Annotated in this window: 17 protein-coding genes; all 17 read right to left on the reverse strand. The window is 64.1% G+C overall.

The features are described 5' to 3' along the window. Positions 1–13: 13 nt before the first annotated feature. The 17 genes from WCY17_RS08195 to WCY17_RS08275 all read right to left on the reverse strand — a co-directional run bounded on the left by WCY17_RS08195 (position 14) and on the right by WCY17_RS08275 (position 19812). Entirely contained in the window at positions 14–1183 is a 1170-nt protein-coding gene (locus tag WCY17_RS08195; RefSeq protein ID WP_372701691.1) for a nucleotide sugar dehydrogenase, read from the reverse strand. Positions 1184–1188: 5 nt separating this feature from the next. Then, positions 1189–3459: a polysaccharide biosynthesis tyrosine autokinase gene (locus WCY17_RS08200; RefSeq protein WP_372701692.1), complete on the reverse strand. Its 2271-nt coding sequence runs from the start codon at positions 3457–3459 to the stop codon at positions 1189–1191. A 30-nt stretch (positions 3460–3489) separates the two neighbouring features. After that, positions 3490–4821, reverse strand: coding sequence for a polysaccharide biosynthesis/export family protein (locus tag WCY17_RS08205; protein ID WP_372701693.1), 1332 nt, complete (start codon positions 4819–4821; stop codon positions 3490–3492). A 41-nt stretch (positions 4822–4862) separates the two neighbouring features. Further along, positions 4863–5378 (reverse strand): low molecular weight protein-tyrosine-phosphatase, encoded by a 516-nt coding sequence (locus tag WCY17_RS08210; protein ID WP_372701694.1) that lies wholly within the window; start codon positions 5376–5378, stop codon positions 4863–4865. Then, the gene (locus tag WCY17_RS08215; RefSeq protein ID WP_372701695.1) at positions 5378–6199 is read right to left on the reverse strand and encodes a hypothetical protein; all 822 of its coding nucleotides are present in this window, start codon (positions 6197–6199) and stop codon (positions 5378–5380) included. The genes WCY17_RS08210 and WCY17_RS08215 overlap by 1 nt, the downstream gene beginning before the upstream one ends. After that, complete coding sequence (locus tag WCY17_RS08220) at positions 6196–8394, reverse strand: YjbH domain-containing protein (RefSeq protein ID WP_372701696.1); 2199 nt, start codon at positions 8392–8394, stop codon at positions 6196–6198. The genes WCY17_RS08215 and WCY17_RS08220 overlap by 4 nt, the downstream gene beginning before the upstream one ends. A gap of 33 nt (positions 8395–8427) precedes the next feature. Next, positions 8428–8718, reverse strand: coding sequence for a hypothetical protein (locus tag WCY17_RS08225; RefSeq protein WP_372701697.1), 291 nt, complete (start codon positions 8716–8718; stop codon positions 8428–8430). 53 nt (positions 8719–8771) lie between these two features. Beyond that, the gene (locus tag WCY17_RS08230) at positions 8772–10727 is read right to left on the reverse strand and encodes an SDR family NAD(P)-dependent oxidoreductase (RefSeq protein ID WP_372701698.1); all 1956 of its coding nucleotides are present in this window, start codon (positions 10725–10727) and stop codon (positions 8772–8774) included. After that, positions 10717–11904: a DegT/DnrJ/EryC1/StrS family aminotransferase gene (locus tag WCY17_RS08235; RefSeq protein ID WP_372701699.1), complete on the reverse strand. Its 1188-nt coding sequence runs from the start codon at positions 11902–11904 to the stop codon at positions 10717–10719. The genes WCY17_RS08230 and WCY17_RS08235 overlap by 11 nt, the downstream gene beginning before the upstream one ends. A 91-nt stretch (positions 11905–11995) precedes the next feature. Next, positions 11996–13003, reverse strand: coding sequence for an ATP-grasp domain-containing protein (locus tag WCY17_RS08240; protein ID WP_372701700.1), 1008 nt, complete (start codon positions 13001–13003; stop codon positions 11996–11998). Beyond that, positions 13003–13536 carry a GNAT family N-acetyltransferase gene (locus WCY17_RS08245; protein ID WP_372701701.1) on the reverse strand — a complete coding sequence of 178 codons (534 nt, stop codon included), beginning with the start codon at positions 13534–13536 and terminating at the stop codon, positions 13003–13005. Before WCY17_RS08245 ends, WCY17_RS08240 begins: the two co-directional genes overlap by 1 nt. Continuing rightward, positions 13508–14146, reverse strand: a complete 639-nt coding sequence (locus WCY17_RS08250; protein ID WP_372701702.1) for a sugar transferase — start codon at positions 14144–14146, stop codon at positions 13508–13510. Before WCY17_RS08250 ends, WCY17_RS08245 begins: the two co-directional genes overlap by 29 nt. 23 nt (positions 14147–14169) lie before the next feature. Beyond that, positions 14170–15396 carry a glycosyltransferase family 4 protein gene (locus tag WCY17_RS08255; protein ID WP_372701703.1) on the reverse strand — a complete coding sequence of 409 codons (1227 nt, stop codon included), beginning with the start codon at positions 15394–15396 and terminating at the stop codon, positions 14170–14172. Positions 15397–15399: 3 nt separating this feature from the next. Further along, a complete protein-coding gene (gene wecB, locus WCY17_RS08260; protein ID WP_372701704.1) occupies positions 15400–16536 on the reverse strand; it encodes a non-hydrolyzing UDP-N-acetylglucosamine 2-epimerase in 1137 nt (378 codons plus the stop codon). An 8-nt stretch (positions 16537–16544) separates the two neighbouring features. Next, positions 16545–17672 carry an NAD-dependent epimerase/dehydratase family protein gene (locus WCY17_RS08265; RefSeq protein ID WP_372701705.1) on the reverse strand — a complete coding sequence of 376 codons (1128 nt, stop codon included), beginning with the start codon at positions 17670–17672 and terminating at the stop codon, positions 16545–16547. A gap of 2 nt (positions 17673–17674) precedes the next feature. After that, a complete protein-coding gene (locus WCY17_RS08270; protein ID WP_372701706.1) occupies positions 17675–18745 on the reverse strand; it encodes a polysaccharide biosynthesis protein in 1071 nt (356 codons plus the stop codon). Then, positions 18742–19812, reverse strand: coding sequence for a glycosyltransferase family 4 protein (locus WCY17_RS08275; protein ID WP_372701707.1), 1071 nt, complete (start codon positions 19810–19812; stop codon positions 18742–18744). The genes WCY17_RS08270 and WCY17_RS08275 overlap by 4 nt, the downstream gene beginning before the upstream one ends. Between the last annotated feature and the right edge of the window lie 33 nt (positions 19813–19845).

Here is a 19845-nt window from a genome sequence, read left to right on the forward strand (position 1 = left end):
AGGCCCCGGCGTCTCAGTGGGCCCCGAACAAATCCCGCGTATAGACTTTTTCGGCCACGTCGGCCAGGTCGGCGGACCAGCGGTTGGCCAGGATCACGTCGGCCTGCCGCTTGAAGGCGGCCAGATCGGCCACCACGGTGGCGCCCCTGAAGGCCGACGCCCCGGACAGCACCGGCTCGTACACGATCACGGGGACATCCTGCGCCTGGATGCGCTGCATCACGTCCAGCGCGCTCGAATCACGAAAATTGTCCGACCCCTGCTTCATCACCAGCCGGTAGACGCCCACCACGCCCGGTGCGCGCCGCAGCACGTCGGCGGCGATGAAATCCTTGCGCGTGGCATTGGCCTGCACGATGGCCTGCATCAGGTTCTGCGGCACCCCGCGATAATGGGCCAGCAACTGACGCGTGTCCTTGGGCAGGCAATAGCCCCCGTAGCCAAACGAAGGGTTGTTGTAATGCTGGCCGATGCGCGGATCCGTGCCCACGCCCGCCAGCAGCGCGCGCGTGTCCAGCCCCAGGGTGGCCGCGTAGGTGTCCAGCTCGTTGAAATAGGCCACGCGCATGGCCAGGTACGTGTTGGCGAACAGCTTGATGGCTTCCGCCTCGGTGTTGGTCACGTACAGCACGGGGATGTCCGCCCGGCGCGCGCCGGCCTGCATGCGGGCGACGAAGCGGCGGCTGCGGGCGGAATCCTCGCCCATGACGATGCGCGTCGGGTACAGATTGTCGTGCAGGGCCTGCCCCTCGCGCAGGAATTCGGGCGAGAAGACCAGCGCGTCGGTGCCCAGTTGCGCCTTCAGGCCCTCGGTGTAGCCCACCGGCACCGTGGACTTGAGAATGATGCACGCCTCGGGCCGGTAGCGCAGCACGTCGCGCGCCACCGCCTCGATCGATCCGGTATCGAAGCGCCCGCTTGCGGGGTCATGATCGGTGGGCGTGGCGATGACCACGTAGTCGGCCTGCGCATACGCCACCGCCGGATCCGTGGTGGCCTGAAAATCTACCCGGCCGCTGCGCAGCAGCGCGGCCATGTCGGGGTCATCGACCGGGATGCGGCCCTGGTTGAGCGCGGCCACCCGGGCCGCATCCACGTCCAGGGCCACCACCCGATCATGCTGCGCCAGCAGCAGCCCGTTGGACAGCCCGACGTAGCCCGTGCCCACCACGGTGATGTTCATGACAATCAACGATACGAGTAATAATACTTGTACCCCGCGCCGTAGCCGATGCGGTTGCGCTTGACCGCATTGAACAGTATGCCCCTCACCGGGCCGGCCACGCCCGAATGGCGCAGCTTGCCCATGGCATCCACCAGTTCGCCGGGGGTGGACTGCTCGGCGCGGGCCACGATGAAGGCCGCCGTGGCGTGCTGCAGGATGGCCAGCGTATCGGCCACCGGCAGCACGGGCGGGGTGTCCAGCACCACCAGGTCGAACTGCGCCTCGAGCGCCTTGATCAGCTCGCCAAAGCGCGGCGACAGCAGCAGCTCGCCGGGGTTGGGCGGCATCAGGCCCGAGGGCAGCACCGACAGGCCGGCCTCGGATTCATGCAGCAGCACCTGGGCCAGCGCGTGGTCGCCCGCCAGCACGCCCGACAGGCCGGGCGCCTTGCGCGCGTAGCTGAAGTAGGTGTGCAGGCGCGGGCGGCGCAGGTCGCAGTCTACCAGCACCACCTTCTTGCCGGTGCTCGCCAGCAGGGTGGCAAAATTGGCCGCGATGAAGCTCTTGCCCACGCCCGAGGTGGCGCCCGTGATGGCGATCACCCGGCCCGGCGCGCCCATGAGCGCAAAGCTCAGGCCTGTGCGCAGCGAACGCAGGCTTTCCACGGCCGGGTCGTGCGGGGCCTGCAGGGCCAGCAGCTGGGTGCCGTGGCTCGAGCGCGCATCGGCCCCACGCACGCCCAGGCCGCGGCGCTGGGCGTGGTCCAGCCGCAGCTGAGCATCGGATTCGGGGATGGTGACATAGGTGCTCAGACCCGTGGGCCCTTCGAGCTGCTCGGGGCGCTGCGCGGCCGGGCGCAGGAAATACGCCAGGAAGGCCGCCAGAATGCCCAGGAACAGGCCCAGCGCGGCCGAAATGGCCACCGCCAGCGCTTTCTTGGGCTTGACCGGCTGCTCGCTGGGCAGCGCGTAGTCGATGATGCGCACGTTGCCTATGGTGCCGGCCTCGGCCACGCGCAGTTCCTGGGCGTTGTTCAGCAGCGACATGTACAGCGTGGTGTTCACGCGCGCATCGCGCTCGAAGGGCAGCAGCTCGCGCTGCGCCTTGGGCAGCCGGTCGATCTCGGCGTCGATCTTGCGGCTGGCCTCTTCGATGGCCACCATCTGCTTGTCCAGATTCTTCACGTCGGGGTGCGCCGCGGTGAAGCGCTGCAGGAGTTCGTCGCGCTTCAGGCGCAGTTCGAGGCGGCGGTTTTCCATTTGCACCGAGCGGTTCAGCAGGATCTCGGCTTCCTTGTCCACCGCAATCGTGTTGCTGCTGGTGCGGTAGCTGGACAGCGCATCTTCGGCGGCATCCATCTGGCGTTTCAGATCGGGCAGCTGGGTCTCGAGGAACTTCAGGCTGCTGCGCGCCTCGGCCGTGCGCCGCTCGACGTTCTGTTCGAGGTAGGCCTGGGCCACGGCATTGACGATGGACACCGCAAACGCGTCATCGGCGCTCTCGTACTGCAGGCGGATGATGCTGCTGCCCTTGCCGACCTCCTGGATGTCCAGGCCCGCCGACAGACTCTTGTACTGGCGCAGCGGCGAGCGCTCGGTGAACAGGAAGCGGGTGCCGATGCGCCCGCGCAGTTCGGCCACCGCCAGCACCGCCTGCTCGCCGCCCACGTAGAAGTCCGTGCGTTCGCCCACGCGCCCGTGGCCCAGCACATTGTCGTCGTCATCCAGCACGTCGAACTGGCCGTCACCCGTGGCCACCAGATAGAAGGTGGCGCCCCACTGCGTCGGCGGCACGTCGAGCAGGGCAAAGCGCAGCAGTTCGCCGCCCCAGGCATAGCTGGTCATGCCCCACACGGCCGGGGCCAGTTCGCCGGGGTACCTGGCCTCGTTGCGGCGCGCCAGCCAGCGGCCGATGAACGGAAAATAGCCCTCGACCTGCACCTGCATGTTCGCCTGCGTCTTCTTGATCGCCGTCATCAGCACTTCGCGCGAACGCAGGATCTCGAGCTCGGTGCTCACCGGGCTCTGCTCGAAGCCCAGCGTGTCGGACAGCACCGTCAGCCCGCCCAGACCCGCACTCTTGCGGCTTTCCACCTGGATCAGGGCATCGGCCTGGTAAATGGGCGTGGCCAGCAGGGCGTAGACCATACCGGCCACCAGCAACACCCCAAAAATGCCCGCCACCAGCCAGCGCCGCTGCACCAGCACGTTGAAGAGCTCGCCCAGGTTGATTTCGTCGTCGTCCTCGATCGGACGGCGGGCCAGCTGGGCCTCTTCAGTTGTTTTTTCAGTCATGTGGATACAACGGTTTCAGCACAGCGGCCGTCACTGAGCGATGCCCTGGACAGTTCTGACGCCACCCAGCGACGGCAACATCTGGTTGATCACGCGCGCCCAGCGGGTCACCCCGGCGGCATCCACGAAGACCACGTCACGCGCGTGCAGCCGGAAGCCATCGGCCAGCACCAGCGCCGCCGGGTTGCTCGCGTTCAGGTGCCAGACCTGCGGGCGGCCATTGTCGCCGGCGCGCATCACGTACACCTGGCTGCCGTTGGACGTGGACGGATTCAGGCCGCCGGCGTCGCTGATGGCTTCGGACAGGCTGTAGTCGCCATAGGGCAGCAGCACCGACTGCGGCTTATCAACCTCGCCCAGCACAAAGACCTTGTTGTAGCGCGTCTCGGGCACGTCGATCACGTCGCCATCCTGCAGCAGCACGTTCTGCGTCAGGTCGCCGCCCCGGTACAGGGCTTCGAGATCCAGCGGCTCGATCACGCCGGACTTGTGCGTCAGGCGCGCCAGGCGCAGGTCGGCCTGATCCGTCAGGCCGCCGGCCTGGGTCACCAGATCGGTCACGTGCAACGGGATATTGGTGATGGGCAGCGGCCCCGGGCTCTTGAACTGGCCCACCGCGTACGCGCGCCGGCCCTGGTACTTGAGCACCGACACATCCACCTGCGGCTCGGTCAGGTACTCGGCCAGGCGGTTGGCCATGTCGCCACGGATCGCGTCCACCGTGCGCCCGGCCGCCTTCACGCGGCCGATGTAGGGGTAGTAGAAGTACCCGCGCTCATCCACCACCCGCCCGGACAGTTCGAGGCTCAGCTGCCCGGCCGGGTTGTTCAGCTCGGGGTGGTTCCAGACCGTCACGTTGAGCACATCGCGCGGGGCCACGTAGTACTGGTACGGCGTGGCTGGCGTGCCGCGCAGCTGCGCGTCCGTGCGCGCCCGGGCAAGCTCGCGCGCGGCGTCGAACTCTTGCGTCTGCGTGTGCACCACCTGCGGGGTGATGGTGTGCACGTCCACCTGGGCGAGGATGTCTTCATCCAGCGTGCCGCTGCTGGTCGACCGCTCGCCCTGCGCGCCCACATACATGCCGGTGCAGCCGCTGAGCACGGCCACCGGCAGCAGCCAGGCCGCCAGGCGCAGCCAGCCGGCGCCGCGGCGCACGGCCTGCCGCGCGGCAAAATGCCGTTCAGCGCGCGGCGCGGGGTGCTGCCCGGTGCGCTGTGCAGGATGGTGCTCGGCGCGTTGCGCGGGGTGCTGCGCCACGGCATGTTGCGCAGCGCACGGGGGCACGGACTGCGCCGGCGACAGGCGCGCGGCGGCGATGCGCGGCGCAGGCGCGCGCTCGAAGGTGGGATCTGAGGTCGGCATGGCGGGCAGTTTCATGGCAGTGGACGGAATTCGGACAAGGTTCAGGGGGCGGGGCGGCCAGCGGCCCCCCCGGCGGGCGCCGGATGCTCCGGCGCGGGCAGCAGGCCGGCCTGCAGCAGGCGCTCGACCCACAGGGCACACGAGGCCTGCATGAGCGGCCATTGCTGCGCAAACACTTCGGCAGGCTCGTGCAGCGGGTCGGGGATATCGGCGCCGTCTTCCCAGTGGCGCAGCACGAAGCACTTGCCCCCGGCTTCGGGGTGCAGCTGCTGCACGCGCTGGCGCTGGCGTGCTTCCATCACCAGCACCACCACCGCCTGGCGCAGTTCGACCGGGTTCACCTGGGCCGAGCGCTTGTCATCGGACAGCGGCAGGCCGTGGGCCAGGGCCGTGGCGCGCGCGTGCGGGTGCGGGGCGCGGCCCTCGGGCGCGGCCAGCCCGCGCGAGACCACCTCGGCCTGCACGCCGCGCGCGGCCAGCGCCTGGCGCATCAGCGCCTCGGCCATGGGGCTGCGGCAGATGTTGCCGGTGCACAGGACGAGAATCAGCGGGGTCATCAGCCGGCCCCCCCACAGGGGCGCCAGTCGGTCATCACTTCCCAGCGTGGATTGAGCTGCGGGTCGGCCGAGCGGCGCAGCACCGGGCTGTCGCCATCGAGTTCGACCTGGATGCGGTCATCGACCACCGCGCGCACCACGCCCTGGGCCCGATGCCCCGGGCCGGCGCCCTCGGTGCTGGTCGAACACACGCGCAGGCCCACCTGGCCCAGCACCGGGGCCAGATCCTGCGCGGCACGCTTGCGCCGCGTGGCCGTGGTCGTGCCCTCGCCCAGCGGCTGGCCGGCCTGCCACCGGGTGCTGAAACGGTCGCCCGACGGAAAGAAGATATACGTGCCGGCGCCCTCGCGGCGGTCATTCGCCCAGCCGCCCTGGTAGACGTCGCCGCGCCAGGGCGAGTGCGGGCCGTATTCGTAGCGCCCCTCGCCTGCGCGCTGGTCGGCCTGCCAGCCGCCGGTGTAGCCATCGCCATTGGCAAACAGCTTGGTCCCGTGGCCGGACTTGCGCCCGGCCTCGAAGCCGCCCCGGTACCACGCGCCCGAGGCCCCGCGCGCCACGCCCTGGCCCTGCGCCAGGCCGTTCTGGCAACCGCCCTCGTAGGTGCCGCCCTGCAGTTCGGGGTCCAGCACCCGGCAGGTGGCGCCGCTTGCGGCCTGCTGCGGCGCAGCCGTTGAACCCACCGCCGCCGCAGAAGCCGTTGAGCCAGAAGCCGCCGCCACGCCCGGGGCGCGCTGACCCTGCGCGGCATCGGCCGCGCTGGTGGCGCCGGCCAGCGCCAGGCACAGGGCCAGGCCCGCGGTGCGCAGCGCGGCCCACCTCATGGCGTGTCCTCTTGCGGCAGGTCGGCAAAGCCGCGCAGGCCGTCACCATCGGTGGCGTCGTAGAGCCAGCCGTTGTGCACGAAATCGTACAGATCCATGGGCGACTGCACCATCTGGCCCACGTCGCGGTTCCAGGGCGAGAGCGAGAAGAAGGCGTTGGCGCTGGTATCGGCCGAAGCCATGGTGCCCAGCGGGATGCGCATGAACACACCCTTGTCATAGTACGGGTGCCCCGGGCTGCCCGGCGAGGTGATGTCGTCGCCATTGGTGCGCGTATACCACAGCCCCACCTGAATGCCCGACTTGAAGCGCCGCTGGATCTCGAAGCGCGCGCCCACGTCGCCCGCCAGGAAGCGCCCGGCGCGCACGGTGGCCGTGACCCCGTCGAACCACGGCAGGCGGTAGTGCGCCGCCGCCAGGGCGGTGACGGTGCTGTACGACATGAAGCCCGTGCCCTTGTAGTTGCGCTGGCGCACCCAGTCGACCGACAGGTCGAACGCCCAGCGCCCGCCGGGGGTCAGGTACAGCGCCTGGCCGCCCACGCCGCCGAACATTTCTTCGTACAGCCCCGTGGACGCCCGCAGGTACACGCGCGGGGCCGGCTGCCAGAGCTTGTTGATGAGCAGCTGCTCGACCTTGAAGCGCGAGGCCTGGCGGTACTTGGCCAGATCCGAGCGCACGTGGTGCAGCGTCGAGTTGGACTCTTGCCGGATATCGCTCACGTTTTCCCAGATCGACTGGCGCACTCCGCCCGTGAACCAGAAACCGTGCGTGAGATTGAGATTGGCCTGGGCGTAGATGCCGGCGTCGTACTTGAAGGCGCCGCTGGGGTCATTGACGATGGCCCGAAACGAGGGCCCGATCTCGAAACTGGTGCGACCCGGGGTTTCGACCGCCCAGCGCCCCAGGCTGAAATTCTGCTGCAGCCCGCCGCCGCGTTCGAGCGCCAGGGCATCGAGCGTGGCATCGAGGTCATTGGCGCGCGCCGCGGCGCTGATGCCGCGCGGATCGGCGTAGCTGACGGTGACCGCATTCTGCAACGCCGAGCGGCTGGCGGTGCCGGCCAGATAGCGCTCGAGCACCGGGATGTCGAAGAAGGACCAGGTAAGCCCGGCCACCCCGCGGTCCGTCCAGGTGACCTGTAGCTCGCGCGTTTCCCAGGGCGCGTAGGCCAGCGCCAGGCGCACCACCCGGCCCACCCCGCGCGAGGGCGACTGATAGCGGCTGCTGGAGGCCGAGATGGCCAGCACCCCGTCGCGCCAGGCCAGGCGCACCTCGCGCAGGCCCTCGGCGTGCAGCGCCGAGAGCAGGTTCTGGCGATAGCTGCGGTCTTCAGCCCACATGCGCGCGCTGGGGCGCGCCGCCGCACTGGCCCAGGCGCCGCCGGCAAACGGCCCGGATTCGGCCGTTTTCGCCGTCCAGTAGCGCGCATCGAGCGGGAAGGTGAAATAGGCGTTGAAGGCGTTGCGGTCGCCCTGGCGGCTGGCCTGCAGGGTGAGCGGCCCCAGCGTGTATTCGAGCCCCACGCCCCACTGCCCCGTGCGCCGCCCATCCAGCCCCGTGATGGCGGCGCTGGGGTCGCGCTGGTAGCGCGTGGCGTCGTACTCGGCCACCAGCGCCCACGAAGGCAAGGCGTCGAGCTTGAAGCGCGCGCCACCGAACAGACCGTCGATGCGCTGGCGGCCATAGCCCAGCGTGGCATCCACCTGGCCCACCCCGGGAAAGTTCAGGCGCTTGGTGGCCGCCACGAACTGGCTCTTGAAGAGCTGCGTGCCGTGCACGTCTTCGTAGCCAATGGCGATTTCGGGCATCCAGGCCTGCCCCAGGCCGCCTTCGGGCATGAGGCGCAGCTTGATGCCGGCGGATTTGTCCTTGAGCGTGCCGTAGTCGGCCGACAGCGCCTGCGTGCCGCGGATGGACGTATAGCGGCCGCTGAGCTGCAGCCAAGGCATGGCCTGCAGCACCGCGTAGCCCGTATCGTAGGGCTTGTTGTGGCTGTAGCCCAGAAACAACGTGCCATCGGGCGCCATGCGCCCCGAAGGCATGTTGAGCAGCCCCGTGAGCCCCATGGTGGTGGGCGCATCGGCCCGGGCCGGCTCGTGCAGCACCAGCCCCAGCGCCAGGCACAGGGCGGCCAGCCCCCACAGGCAGGCCCCCGTTCTCGAGCGGCGGAAGATCAGCCTGCCTGCGGACATGACACCCTTGTAGACGTGGACCCGTGTGGCCGATCAGTGATGCGTGGTGGTGGACGAACCGCCGCCGCCGCCACCGCTGGCAGCCGCCGCGATGATGCCCCCGAGCACCACGGCGCCCACCACGATGTGCGTGGTGGATATACCCGATACGCTGCCCGAGCCCACGCCCTCGTCAGCGCCGCCGGCCGAAGCCGATTGTTCGAGCACCGCCCCGCTGCGCTTCTGATCGCCCTGATCGTTCTGGGCAATGGATGCCTGCTGCGCCACCGACGCCGTGGCAAAAGCCATGGCCGCCAGCGCGAGCGCCAATTGTGAGAATTTCATGAACACCCCTTGGTAACAGATTAGTTACAGTTCATCGGCGAGTGTACACCGACTCAGATCGAGTGTGGCCCGGGAAATACCCCAGAACTTCGGGCTTCCTCAGGCAATTGCACGGCTGGCAGGGGCGTATCGGCGTCCGGCCCCGGCGCGGCCGCCGGCTGATAACCCGCCACCCAGCGCTGCAGCTGGGCCCGCACTTCGGCATCGCTGCGCGGCCCCCAGTGCGCAAGCCAGGCCTCGGCCTCGGCCAGCAGGCCCGCGGGCACCGGATCGGGGCGCGCGATGTGCAGCTTGGGGTGTGGCGTACGGCAAACCTTCTCGCCATCAGCCAGCACCTCTTCGTAGAGTTTCTCGCCCGGACGCAAGCCAGTATAGGTGATGGCGATTTCATCCGGCGTGAAACCCGCCAGTTCGATCATGCGCCGCGCCAGGTCGACGATCTTCACCGGCTCGCCCATGTCAAGCACGAACAGCTCGCCACCCCGCCCCATGGCCGCAGCCTGCAGCACCAGCTGCGCCGCCTCGGGGATGGACATGAAAAAGCGCGTGATCTCTGGATGCGTAACCGTGACCGGCCCACCCTGGCGGATCTGCTGCTCGAACTTGGGGATCACGCTGCCCGTGCTGCCCAGCACGTTGCCAAAGCGCACGATCTGCATCAGCGTGCGCGGCGCACCCGGCCCCGGACTCCGGGCGGCGAGTTCCTCGCAGAGCATCTCGGCCAGGCGCTTGCTGGCGCCCATCACGTTGGTGGGGTTGACCGCCTTGTCGGTGGAAATGAGCACGAAGCGCTCGGCCCCACAGTCGCGCGCGCAGCGCGCCGCCACCAGCGTACCCCAGGCATTGTTGCGCAGCGCCGCCCAGCTGTTGTGTACCTCCATCAGCGGTACGTGCTTATAGGCCGCCGCGTGAAACACCAGATGCGGGCGCCAGCGCGCAAACGCCGCCTGCATGGCCGCTGCATCCTTGACATCCAGCGTCAGCGGCGTAACGGACACCTCGGGATAGAGTTCGGCAAACCATTGCTGTATGCCATACAGGGCAAATTCGCCTGCATCCGCCAGCACCAGCGAGCGCGCACCGAAGCGCGCCAGCTGCCGGCACAGCTCGCCGCCGATCGAGCCGCCCGCCCCCGTCACCAGCACCCTCCGGCCTGCAAGCATGGCCTGGATCGGCGCCACATCGAGCTGCACCGCGTCGCGCCCGAGCAAGTCCTGAATGCGCACCGGGCGCATGGCGTTGATGGCCACCCGCCCGGTCAGTAATTCGGCCAGCGAGGGCACGGTCGTGAGCCGCGCCCCCGCCTCGAGCGCGATCTCGCTGACCTTGCGCACATCTTCGGTGGATGATGACGGGACGGCAAGGATCACATCACGCGCACCGTGCTGGCGCAGCAGCGCGGGCAGGTGCGCACGCCCGCCCGCCACTCGCACCCCGGAGAGCTCCAGCCCCCACTTGTTGCGATCGTCATCCACCAGCGCCACCACCGCCCAGGTCGGGCTGCCCGCCAGCTGATGCAGGAGCAAGGCCCCTGCGCGCCCCGCACCGACCACCACCACCGGGCGGCGCGCGCGCCTGTCGCCCGAACGCCGGCGCTGCTGGCGCGCCTCGCGCCACATGCGCCAGGCAATGCGCCCACCGGCCATGATGCCCAGCAGCAACATGGGATAAAGCACCACGATGGAGCGTGGGATCGCCTGCCCGCGGCGCACCAGCAGCGCGTACAGCAGCATGGCAATGAAGGACACCAGCACCGCGCGCAACAGCCGGCGCAGATCCGGCAGGCTGGCAAACGCCCACATGCCGCGATACAGCCCCACCGCCTGGCAGGTGACCAGCTGCACGGGCACCAGCACCATCAGGCCCAGCACGATTTCAACATTCAGCTGCGCCGGCCAGTCGAAATTGAAGCGCAGCAGCATGGCCCCACACCAGGCCAGCACCACCGCCAGCAGATCGTAGAGAAAAATCAGCAGCGTGCGCAGCGGATGTGACTGATTATGCGGCATGTGGATCCGTGGCTGCGTGCATCACCTGCGCCAGCACCTGGCACGTCTGGTGGATGTGTTCATCCTGCAGCGTCGGGTGCACCAGAAACATCAGGCTGGTCTCGCCCAGCGCGCGCGCCACCGGCAGGCGCCGCGCCGGGCGCCAGCCCGTACCGTCGAAGGCCTTTTCCAGATAGACCTCGGAGCACGAACCGGTGTAGGCCGGCACCCCGGCATCGAGAATGGCCTGCAGAATGCGATCGCGCGACCAACCCGGCGCCAGGCGCTCGGGGCGCACGAACACATAGCACTTGTAGGCCGCGTGTTCGATGCCTGCGGGCAGCGCCGGCACCCGCAGCCCCGGCAGCGCGCGCGCCGCCTGCCAGATCGCCTGCGCATGCGCCCGGCGCTGCGCCGCCCACCGCGGCATGCGCTGCAGCTGGATGCGGCCGATGGCCGCCTGCATCTCGAGCATGCGCCCATTCGTGCCAAAGGACTCATGCAGCCAGCGAAACCCCGGCGGGTGCGTGCGCGCATGCACCGCATCCCACGATTTGCCGTGATCCTTATAAGCCCACATGCGCTTCCAGACCGCTGTATCACTGGTGGTGACCATGCCGCCCTCGCCCCCCGTGGTCATGATCTTGTCCTGGCAGAACGACCAGGCCCCCACATGCCCCAGCGAGCCCACCGGGCGCCCCCGGTAGCGCGCCCCATGCGCCTGCGCGCAGTCTTCCACCACCAGGAGGCCGTGTTCCTGCGCCAAGGCCATGATGGGATCCATATCGCAGGGCCAGCCCGCCAGATGCACACAGACGATGGCCCGCGTGCGCGGCGTGAGCACCGCGCGGATGGTCTGTGCCGTGATGTTCTGCGAATCGGCGTCCACCTCGGCAAACACCGGCACCGCGCCTGCGTTCACCACGCAGGACACCGAAGCCAGAAACGTGCGCGGCGTGACCACCACCTCATCGCCCGAGCCTATGCCCAGACCCTTGAGGGCCAGATCGAGCGCCAGCGTGCCATTGGCCAGGGCAATCGCGTGGCGCGTGCCTGACCATGCCGCGAACTCGGCCTCGAAATCATGGCAGTGGTGCCCGGTCCAGTAATTGACTCGGTTGGAAAGAATGACATCGCGCACGGCATCGGCTTCTTCGGGCGTGAAGGCCGGCCAGGGGGGGAAGGGAGTGTTGAGCATTCTAGAGGGCGCGTTTATTGGGCCAGAAAGTTACATTAAGGCCTATCCCAGTACAAGTTATAACGCACGTAAAATTCGATTGCGTATGTTCTCATACGGGCGTCGGGACTTGAACCAAGGTATCGCATTTTGCAAACGTCATTCCTTCACGATAGCCATAAGGCGGCAACGCCTTTCCCTGGTAGTCATCAATCAGCATTTGCACATGGTTGGCACCTGCCATATGCGTAAACGGATAACCTCCTCCAAAGCGTGGATTCAGCTCCAACAAATAAAGCTGCCCGTCACGCTCCAAAAAATCACAATCCACATTTCCACGATGAGAGAGAGAACCAGCCAGCTTCGACACAATGTCATGGAAGGGCTTCGGCGAAACTGTAAGCGCCTTATCGGTCTCCCCTGCACGCATGGACAGTTTTCGCTTTGCCGCAAACCCAGCCAGATTTCTGTAGCGGTCAAACAGCATGTCCACCCCATACTCTTGCCCCTCAATCCATTCCTGGATGATCACGGCATTCTCTTTTCCAAAAACGGATAGCGCACTGCCCCGCACGACACGCGCGCAGGTTTCATGGACTACCGGTAAGTCTTCTGCAGAATCCACTATATATAGCCCAATTGACGCACTCCCCCAGCGCGGCTTGACCACCCACCGCGACTTGGCAGCATCTTGCTTGATTGCCTGCTGAGCAGCATCTACCGACAAGAATGTGTGAGGCGTGGGGATGCCGAGACTTCTGGCAAACAAGAATGTCTGCCATTTGTCCGCACACACATCCCGCGTGCCTACTGACGGGACATATAAAACTGCCCCGGTCTCTCTCTCAAACTTATCTGCCAGCTCAGCCAACAAACCAATTTCCAGATCATTCAATGAAAACACCATACTGATATTTTCATCAATCATTATTTTCTTCAACGCGTCTGGATACGATTCGTCGCCTACACCAGGTACCTGATATTCTATATCGCAAGCTCGCAGCCCTGGTGCTGTCGGGTCCATGTCAGTACCCACCAGCTTTCCCTGCAAACCAAGAGCACCGCGAAAGTACTGTGCAAGGTAATGGCGACGCCCTATGCATGTAAGCAGAATATTCATCAAATCATTGAGCCATAAAATTCCGCGCTATCAACGGACAGCTCAACCAAGAACATTGACATTATGTAGCGATCGGTATATCTCCCACGAAACCATATATGATCTTTTAATATACCCTCTATAAGAAATTTATTTTTTTTATAAAACTCGATAATTTGGTGATCGGCCGATGTAACAAACAAAGAGACTTTTCGTAAATTCAATTCATATTTACCGAAGGCCAACATGGCATTCAGGAAATATGAACCGTATCCATGGCCCATGCTATCCGGATGAATGAATATATACATTTCCGCTACACCATGTCTTGATTCAATATTCACCAGGCCGCCGAAACCGATCGCCAAACCATCCTGCTCAAATGCAAAATCCACCCTATTTTTAACTGAACCTATTGATTTGCACCACTCCTGCGTCTTATAATAGTCTACGGGCACATCAATAAAAATTCCGGAAAATACATCGATCGATGTCAAAGCCTGCCAACGCCTGAATGCGTGCTTCTCATTGATTCTTATGAGGGATCGTTTCATTTGACTCATTGTTGCTACCGATTGATCGTCTATAATCTGAAAAAGACCCTTGCGGCGCCGCATCCAATATATTTTCTTTTTTTATAACCTTCAATATTGTCTTGAGGATAATCAACAAATCCCCACGAAAGCTCATTGTCCTGACATACTCCACATCAAACGACAGTTTGTCATTCCAAGTGATTGCATTACGGCCCTGTATCTGGGCCAAGCCAGTGATACCCGGTCTCACGGTATGACGAAGTTGCTCTTCTTCAGAATAATAATCCATGTACTCCAACAACAGCGGTCGCGGCCCCACCAGGCTCATTTCACCTTTCAGTACGTTCCACAGTTCAGGCAATTCATCGATGCTGCTGGAGCGCAAGAACCGGCCCAGACGTGTGATGCGCTCGGCGTCGGGCAGAAGGTTCCCTGCCTCATCGACCGCATCACGCATCGTACGGAATTTGATAAGTTCGAAGGGCTTGCCATGCAGGCCAGGGCGCATCTGGCGAAAGAATACTGGACTGCCCAATTGCCAGCGAATAAGTACAGCAACAACCAGCAGCAAAGGGCTGAGAACGAGCAGGCCCACAGCTGCCCCGACAACATCCAGAAGCCTTTTCATGATCATAGGGCCATGAAAGCCTTTCAGGCCCGCCCCGCAAGGCGATGGATGATGTCGGCGAACTGCGCTACACCCTTCTCGAGGGAGAGCTTATCCTGATAGTACGCCCTGGCCCTGGCGCCCATGGCTTCACGCGCCTGCATCGACATACCAGCCAGTCGTTCGGCGGCGTCACATAGGGCCTGCGGATTCTCAGACTCGATCACCAGGCCACTACCCGATTCCCGGACCATGTCGGCAGCGTCGCCTTCAACCGCCATCAGGATGGGCTTGCCTATCGTCATGTAGGCCTGGGTCTTCGAAGGGATGGTGATCTGGAAGAGTGGGTCCTTGCGCAGATGCACCAGCAAGGCGTCGGCGGCCTGCAGGGCGGCCCCGACTTCGGATATGGGCACCCTGGGCAGGAAGATGACATTATCCAGCCCTTGGGCCTCCGCCTTGCGCTTCAGGCGATCTACGTCGATGCCAGCGCCCATCAGGACCCAGACGACGTTTGAACCATGGCTCTTCTGCAGCATGGCGGCATCCAGAACGGTATCCAGCGCCTGGGCCTTGCCCATGTTGCCGGCGAACAGAATACGAAAATGGCGTGCATCGGGGAATCGCTCGGGCGGTGCACCCTGGGGGGTGTCCAGCGCCAATTCGGCGGCCCAGTTGGGGATGACGCTGATATTTTCCCTGGGTACGCCGCGATCCACCAGCAAGCGCTCGAATCCTGGCGACAGCACCGCAATATGGTCGACTCGGCGATAGACCCAGCGGCATACAGCCCCGACCAGGCGCAAGGCATGCTCGCTGTTCAGCATGCCCGAAACTCGCAGGGTATCCGGCCACATGTCCTGTACGTCGTAGATGACCGGTATGCGTCGCAGAACGCGCAGCAGGGCAGCGGTCACGCCTACAGTCAGCGGCGGGTGATAGGCGTAAATCACGTCGGGTCGGCGCAGGAAAAACAAGCCGTAGATGAGCGAAGAGGCCGCGAAGCTGGCGTAATTGAAGATTCGGCGCCACGCCGAACGATCATGGCTGGGATACAGCGGCACACGGTTGACGCGAATACCGCCCATGATTTCCTTCTGATACCAACGCACGCGGTACCCCGGGTACAGCTTGCCCCCGGGATAGTTGGGAAAGCCGGTGAGTACTTCCACCTCGAAGCCCTGGCGCTGCAATTCACGCGCAAACACCAGACCCTTGAAGGACGATTCGGGGTCGAACCATTGTGTCAACATCAATACGCGGATCGCCATGGTTCAGTATTTCTTCCATACGACACGATTCACATAGTCGGTATAGCTGTGGATGATGCGCAGTACCTTGTCGGAGACATTGGGCATGCTGTAGTCGGCCACCAGGCGCAGACTCCGGTTGGCGCCACGCGGCTGGTCGCGCAGAACGGCCAGCCCTTGACGTACCCGGTCCACGTTCAGGCCGACCATCATGACGGCGGCCTCTTCCATGCCTTCGGGACGCTCGTGGGCCTCACGCAGGTTCAAGGCTGGGAAATTCAGGATGGACGACTCTTCGCTAATGGTGCCGCTGTCCGACAGCACGGCGCGCGCGTGACACTGCAGCTTCACGTAATCAAGAAAGCCCAGTGGCTTGAGCAATTGCACGCGCTCATGGAAGGCAGCACCCGTAGCCTGCACGCGCTGACGCGTGCGCGGGTGGGTGGAGACGATCACCGGCAGGTCATGGTCTTCGGCGAGCGCGTTGATCACAGCCACCAGGCGCGCAAAGGCCTGTTCCGCATCCACGTTCTCTTCCCGGTGGGCGCTGACCACAAAGTAATTCTCCGCGCGCAAGGCCAGGCGGGTCAGCACATCCGAGGCCTCGATGCGCGCGCGGTAATGGTGGAGCACTTCGTACATGGGGCTACCGGTCTTGATCACCTGATCGGGCGGCAGCCCTTCGCGCAGCAGATACTCGCGTGCGATGCTGCTGTAGGTCAGGTTGATGTCGGCCGTGTGATCCACGATGCGGCGGTTGATTTCCTCAGGCACACGCTGGTCGAAGCAGCGATTGCCGGCCTCCATATGAAACACGGGGATCTTGCGCCGCTTGGCCGGGATGACCGACAGGCAGCTGTTGGTGTCGCCCAGAACCAGCACGGCGTCGGGCTGCGCCTGCGCCAGGACGCGATCCACCGCGATGATGAGCCGGCCTATGGTGTGCGCAGCCCCGGTGCTGTCTGCGGCGCTGTCCAGAAAGTGATCCGGCCGGCGCACGTTCAGATCCTCGAAGAACACCTGGTTCAATTCATAGTCGTAATTCTGCCCGGTATGCACCAGCACGTGTTCGCAATGGCGATCGAGCGCCGCCAATACGCGCGAGAGGCGGATGATTTCGGGCCGGGTGCCGACCACGGTCATGACTTTGAGTTTCTTCATGCGGTGCTTCAAAGAGGACACGCGTAGGTGTCCGGGCGAGTGGGGTCGAAGATCTCGTTGGCCCACAGCATCACCACCAGTTCATCAGAGCCCACGTTGGTGATGTCATGCGTCCAGCCCGGCACGGTCTCGACGACCTGCGGCCGCGCGCCGCTGGTGACGAGTTCATGGGCCTCGCCTGTCAGGATATGGCGAAAGCGGAAACGCGCCTGGCCCCGGATCACCAGGAATTTTTCCGTCTTGGAATGGTGGTAATGCCCACCGCGAGTGACCCCAGGGTGGGCCGTGAAAAATGAGAACTGGCCGCAGTCGGGCGTCTTGAGCATTTCCACGAACGTGCCGCGCGGGTCCGCATGCTGCACGAGATCGTAGGCAAAGGACGCGGGCGGCAGGAAGCTGACGTAGGTGGCGTACAGGGCGCGCAGCAGGCCACTGCCCACGCGCTCGGTGATCAGGCTCTGGCGGCTGGCGGCAAATGACCGAATGGCCGCCGCCACTGCGCCCACCGTGGTGGGGTAGACGGGCTGCACCTGGGCAAACCCATCCGCGTCCGTGGGCAAGGTCGCACCATCGATCAGGGCCAGGAAAGCGGCGATGACATCATCCACATAGACCAGCGAAAGCGCTGCATCCGGGTCATGCACCTCGATCGCCTGGCCGCGCGCCACCCGGTAACAGAAGGTGGCCACGGCCGAGTTGTAATCGGGCCGAGACCACTTGCCAAACACGTTGGGCAGCCGAAAGACATGGACTGGCGCCTGTGTGCGTGTCGCGTACTCGTGCATCAGGGCCTCGGCCGCACGCTTGCTGGCCCCATAGGGGTTATCGCGCTGGGCCTGAGTGGATGAGGTATACACGACCTCAATCGAACGCCCTGTGCGCCGCATTTCGGCCTCAGCTGCGGCCAGCAGCTGGCGGGTCAACCCGACGTTGCCCGCCGTGAATTCGGCGGGATCCTGCGGCCGGTTCACCCCCGCCAGATGGAAAACGACATCCACGCCAGCCAGCAGGGCCGGCAGCGCCTGGTAACCCTGCGCCCGCGTGTGGCACACGAGTTCGATGTCCGCGCGCGTCGACAGGTGCTGCCGAAGATTGCGGCCTATGAAGCCATCCGCGCCAGTGATCAGGATCCGCATCGTCAATCTTCGTCAAAGTCCACATGCAGCGCGGGCACCCGCCCCGGCTGCATGAGCTTCTGGATACCGCGCAGTTTCAGCAGCAAGTGCTGCATGCCAGGGACATCGAGCCGCTGTGTGTTGTGCGAATTGTAGTCTTCACCGCGCGCGACCTGGGTGAGTGCCGGCCTGCCCTGTTCCACGAATTTCGCGTAGTTTAGATCCCGCCCGTCAGGTGGTATGCAGTAGTAGTGCCCCAGGTCTTGCGCGCAGGCCAATTCCTCGCGGCCCAGCAGGGTTTCGTACAGTTTTTCGCCATGGCGCGTGCCGATCACCTGTACGGGATGATCCGGCCGCTGCAGGATGCCCAACAAGGCCTGCACCAATGTCGCTATGGTGGCCGCCGGTGCCTTCTGCACGAAGATATCCCCATTGTGGCCGTGCTCAAACGCATAGAGCACCAAGTCCACGGCATCGGCCAGCGTCATCATGAACCGCGTCATGCCCGGATCGGTGACCGTGATCGGCACACCGGCCAGTATCTGCTGCACGAACAGGGGGATGACCGAACCGCGCGAGGCCATGACATTGCCGTAGCGCGTGCCGCAGATCACCGTACCCGTGCCCTCCAGATTGCGACTGGTGGCGACCATCACCTTCTCCATCATGGCCTTGGAGATCCCCATGGCATTGATCGGGTACACCGCCTTATCGGTGCTCAGGCAGACCACACGCCGGACACCGGCCGCGACCGCCGCTTCGAGCACGTTTTCGGTGCCCAACACATTGGTACGCACTGCCTGCATGGGGTGAAACTCGCAAGATGGCACCTGCTTGAGGGCCGCCGCGTGAAATACATAATCGACCCCGCGCATGGCCTGCTCGACGCTGCGCTGATCACGCACGTCACCGATATAGCACTTCAGCTTCGCGCTGTCATAGTGCTTGCGCAAATCGTCCTGTTTCTTTTCATCGCGACTGAAGATGCGGATCTCACCGATGTCGGTGTGCAGGAACCGTTTGAGGACAGCCTGGCCAAAAGAGCCTGTACCGCCGGTAATGAGCAATGTTCTGGAGGTGAAATCAACCGTCATGATGCCAGTACACTCCGATACAGCTGACGGCTTTGCTCCACCGCCTCTTCATTGCCAATGTTCTTCAATGCCCAGGCACGAATCTCCTGCCGCCAGGCATCATAGTCTGCCGCAGGCATCTGACTGCAGGACTCGATGAAGTCAACGAAACGCTCGGGCGCGTCCAGCGGGAGATCAGCACCCAGACGCTGCGCACTGAGATTTCGCCACGGTGTCGCATCGCTGATCAACACCGGCAGCCCGCAACCCAGCGCCTCGGCGATCACATGCCCGAAATTCTCGCCCAGGGTGGGCAAAAAGAACAGGTCATGCTGAGCGAGTGCCTGCGGCACCTGAGCCGGATGGAGTGGCCCCCGGTATTCAAACTGTATGTGGCTCGGCAGTTGACTGGCGGCTGCCTGACATTGGACCCAATATGTTGCATCCTCAATGGGGCCGTAGGCCACGAAGGTTACCGGAGATTGCACCTGCTGCAGCATCTGGAGCGCACCCAGCAGATTTTTTATGGACGATATTCGTGAGAGGAAACACAACTGCAAAGGCCGCGCAGCATTGCGTTTTACCAGAACGATTGCATCAGGTGGTTTGGCGATATCGATTGCAATATGTATATTGACGTCTTCACCGATCGTTCTGCGTATGTCAGCGACCTCAAATTCGGAAGAGGCATGCCAAACAACGGAGCGATAGATGCCCGAGAGCTTGACGCATTTCAGGAACACTCGTTTCTTGAAGGACTTCAGCCCCAGGGCTCCGATGGAAAACTCCCCACGCGGACCGAGGATGATGGGCTTTCGAGGTTTCAGGACACGCCATATCAAAAGCGGAACGATACTGAAGCGAATTGAGAAAAAACTGTTGAGGTGCAGTGCATCACCATCATACTTGCGCAACAGGCACCACAAACGTAGCGGCCAGGACAAGTCTGATGATATGTAACACAAAAATACGCCATCCTGATCTATCCACTGATTCGCGCTTATGCCTGCATATGAACTTGATTCGCCGAGGTCGCGATCGGCAGTGAGTATAGAAAAACAGAATTCAGTTTTGAGACAATCGACCAAGTTTTTTATGGTTCTTACGGGGCCACCGCCTTT

This window comes from Castellaniella sp. (assembly GCF_041677825.1).
GTDB lineage: Bacteria > Pseudomonadota > Gammaproteobacteria > Burkholderiales > Burkholderiaceae_B > Castellaniella.

Bases quoted from the DNA above. Each gene is read 5' to 3' on its own strand.
- WCY17_RS08195 (WP_372701691.1), bottom strand. From the start codon at position 1,183: ATGAACATCACCGTGGTGGGCACGGGCTACGTCGGGCTGTCCAACGGG.
- WCY17_RS08200 (WP_372701692.1), bottom strand. From the start codon at position 3,459: ATGACTGAAAAAACAACTGAAGAGGCCCAGCTGGCCCGCCGTCCGATC.
- WCY17_RS08205 (WP_372701693.1), bottom strand. From the start codon at position 4,821: ATGCCGACCTCAGATCCCACCTTCGAGCGCGCGCCTGCGCCGCGCATC.
- WCY17_RS08210 (WP_372701694.1), bottom strand. From the start codon at position 5,378: ATGACCCCGCTGATTCTCGTCCTGTGCACCGGCAACATCTGCCGCAGC.
- WCY17_RS08215 (WP_372701695.1), bottom strand. From the start codon at position 6,199: ATGAGGTGGGCCGCGCTGCGCACCGCGGGCCTGGCCCTGTGCCTGGCG.
- WCY17_RS08220 (WP_372701696.1), bottom strand. From the start codon at position 8,394: ATGTCCGCAGGCAGGCTGATCTTCCGCCGCTCGAGAACGGGGGCCTGC.
- WCY17_RS08225 (WP_372701697.1), bottom strand. From the start codon at position 8,718: ATGAAATTCTCACAATTGGCGCTCGCGCTGGCGGCCATGGCTTTTGCC.
- WCY17_RS08230 (WP_372701698.1), bottom strand. From the start codon at position 10,727: ATGCCGCATAATCAGTCACATCCGCTGCGCACGCTGCTGATTTTTCTC.
- WCY17_RS08235 (WP_372701699.1), bottom strand. From the start codon at position 11,904: ATGCTCAACACTCCCTTCCCCCCCTGGCCGGCCTTCACGCCCGAAGAA.
- WCY17_RS08240 (WP_372701700.1), bottom strand. From the start codon at position 13,003: ATGAATATTCTGCTTACATGCATAGGGCGTCGCCATTACCTTGCACAG.
- WCY17_RS08245 (WP_372701701.1), bottom strand. From the start codon at position 13,536: ATGAAACGATCCCTCATAAGAATCAATGAGAAGCACGCATTCAGGCGT.
- WCY17_RS08250 (WP_372701702.1), bottom strand. From the start codon at position 14,146: ATGAAAAGGCTTCTGGATGTTGTCGGGGCAGCTGTGGGCCTGCTCGTT.
- WCY17_RS08255 (WP_372701703.1), bottom strand. From the start codon at position 15,396: ATGGCGATCCGCGTATTGATGTTGACACAATGGTTCGACCCCGAATCG.
- wecB (WP_372701704.1), bottom strand. From the start codon at position 16,536: ATGAAGAAACTCAAAGTCATGACCGTGGTCGGCACCCGGCCCGAAATC.
- WCY17_RS08265 (WP_372701705.1), bottom strand. From the start codon at position 17,672: ATGCGGATCCTGATCACTGGCGCGGATGGCTTCATAGGCCGCAATCTT.
- WCY17_RS08270 (WP_372701706.1), bottom strand. From the start codon at position 18,745: ATGACGGTTGATTTCACCTCCAGAACATTGCTCATTACCGGCGGTACA.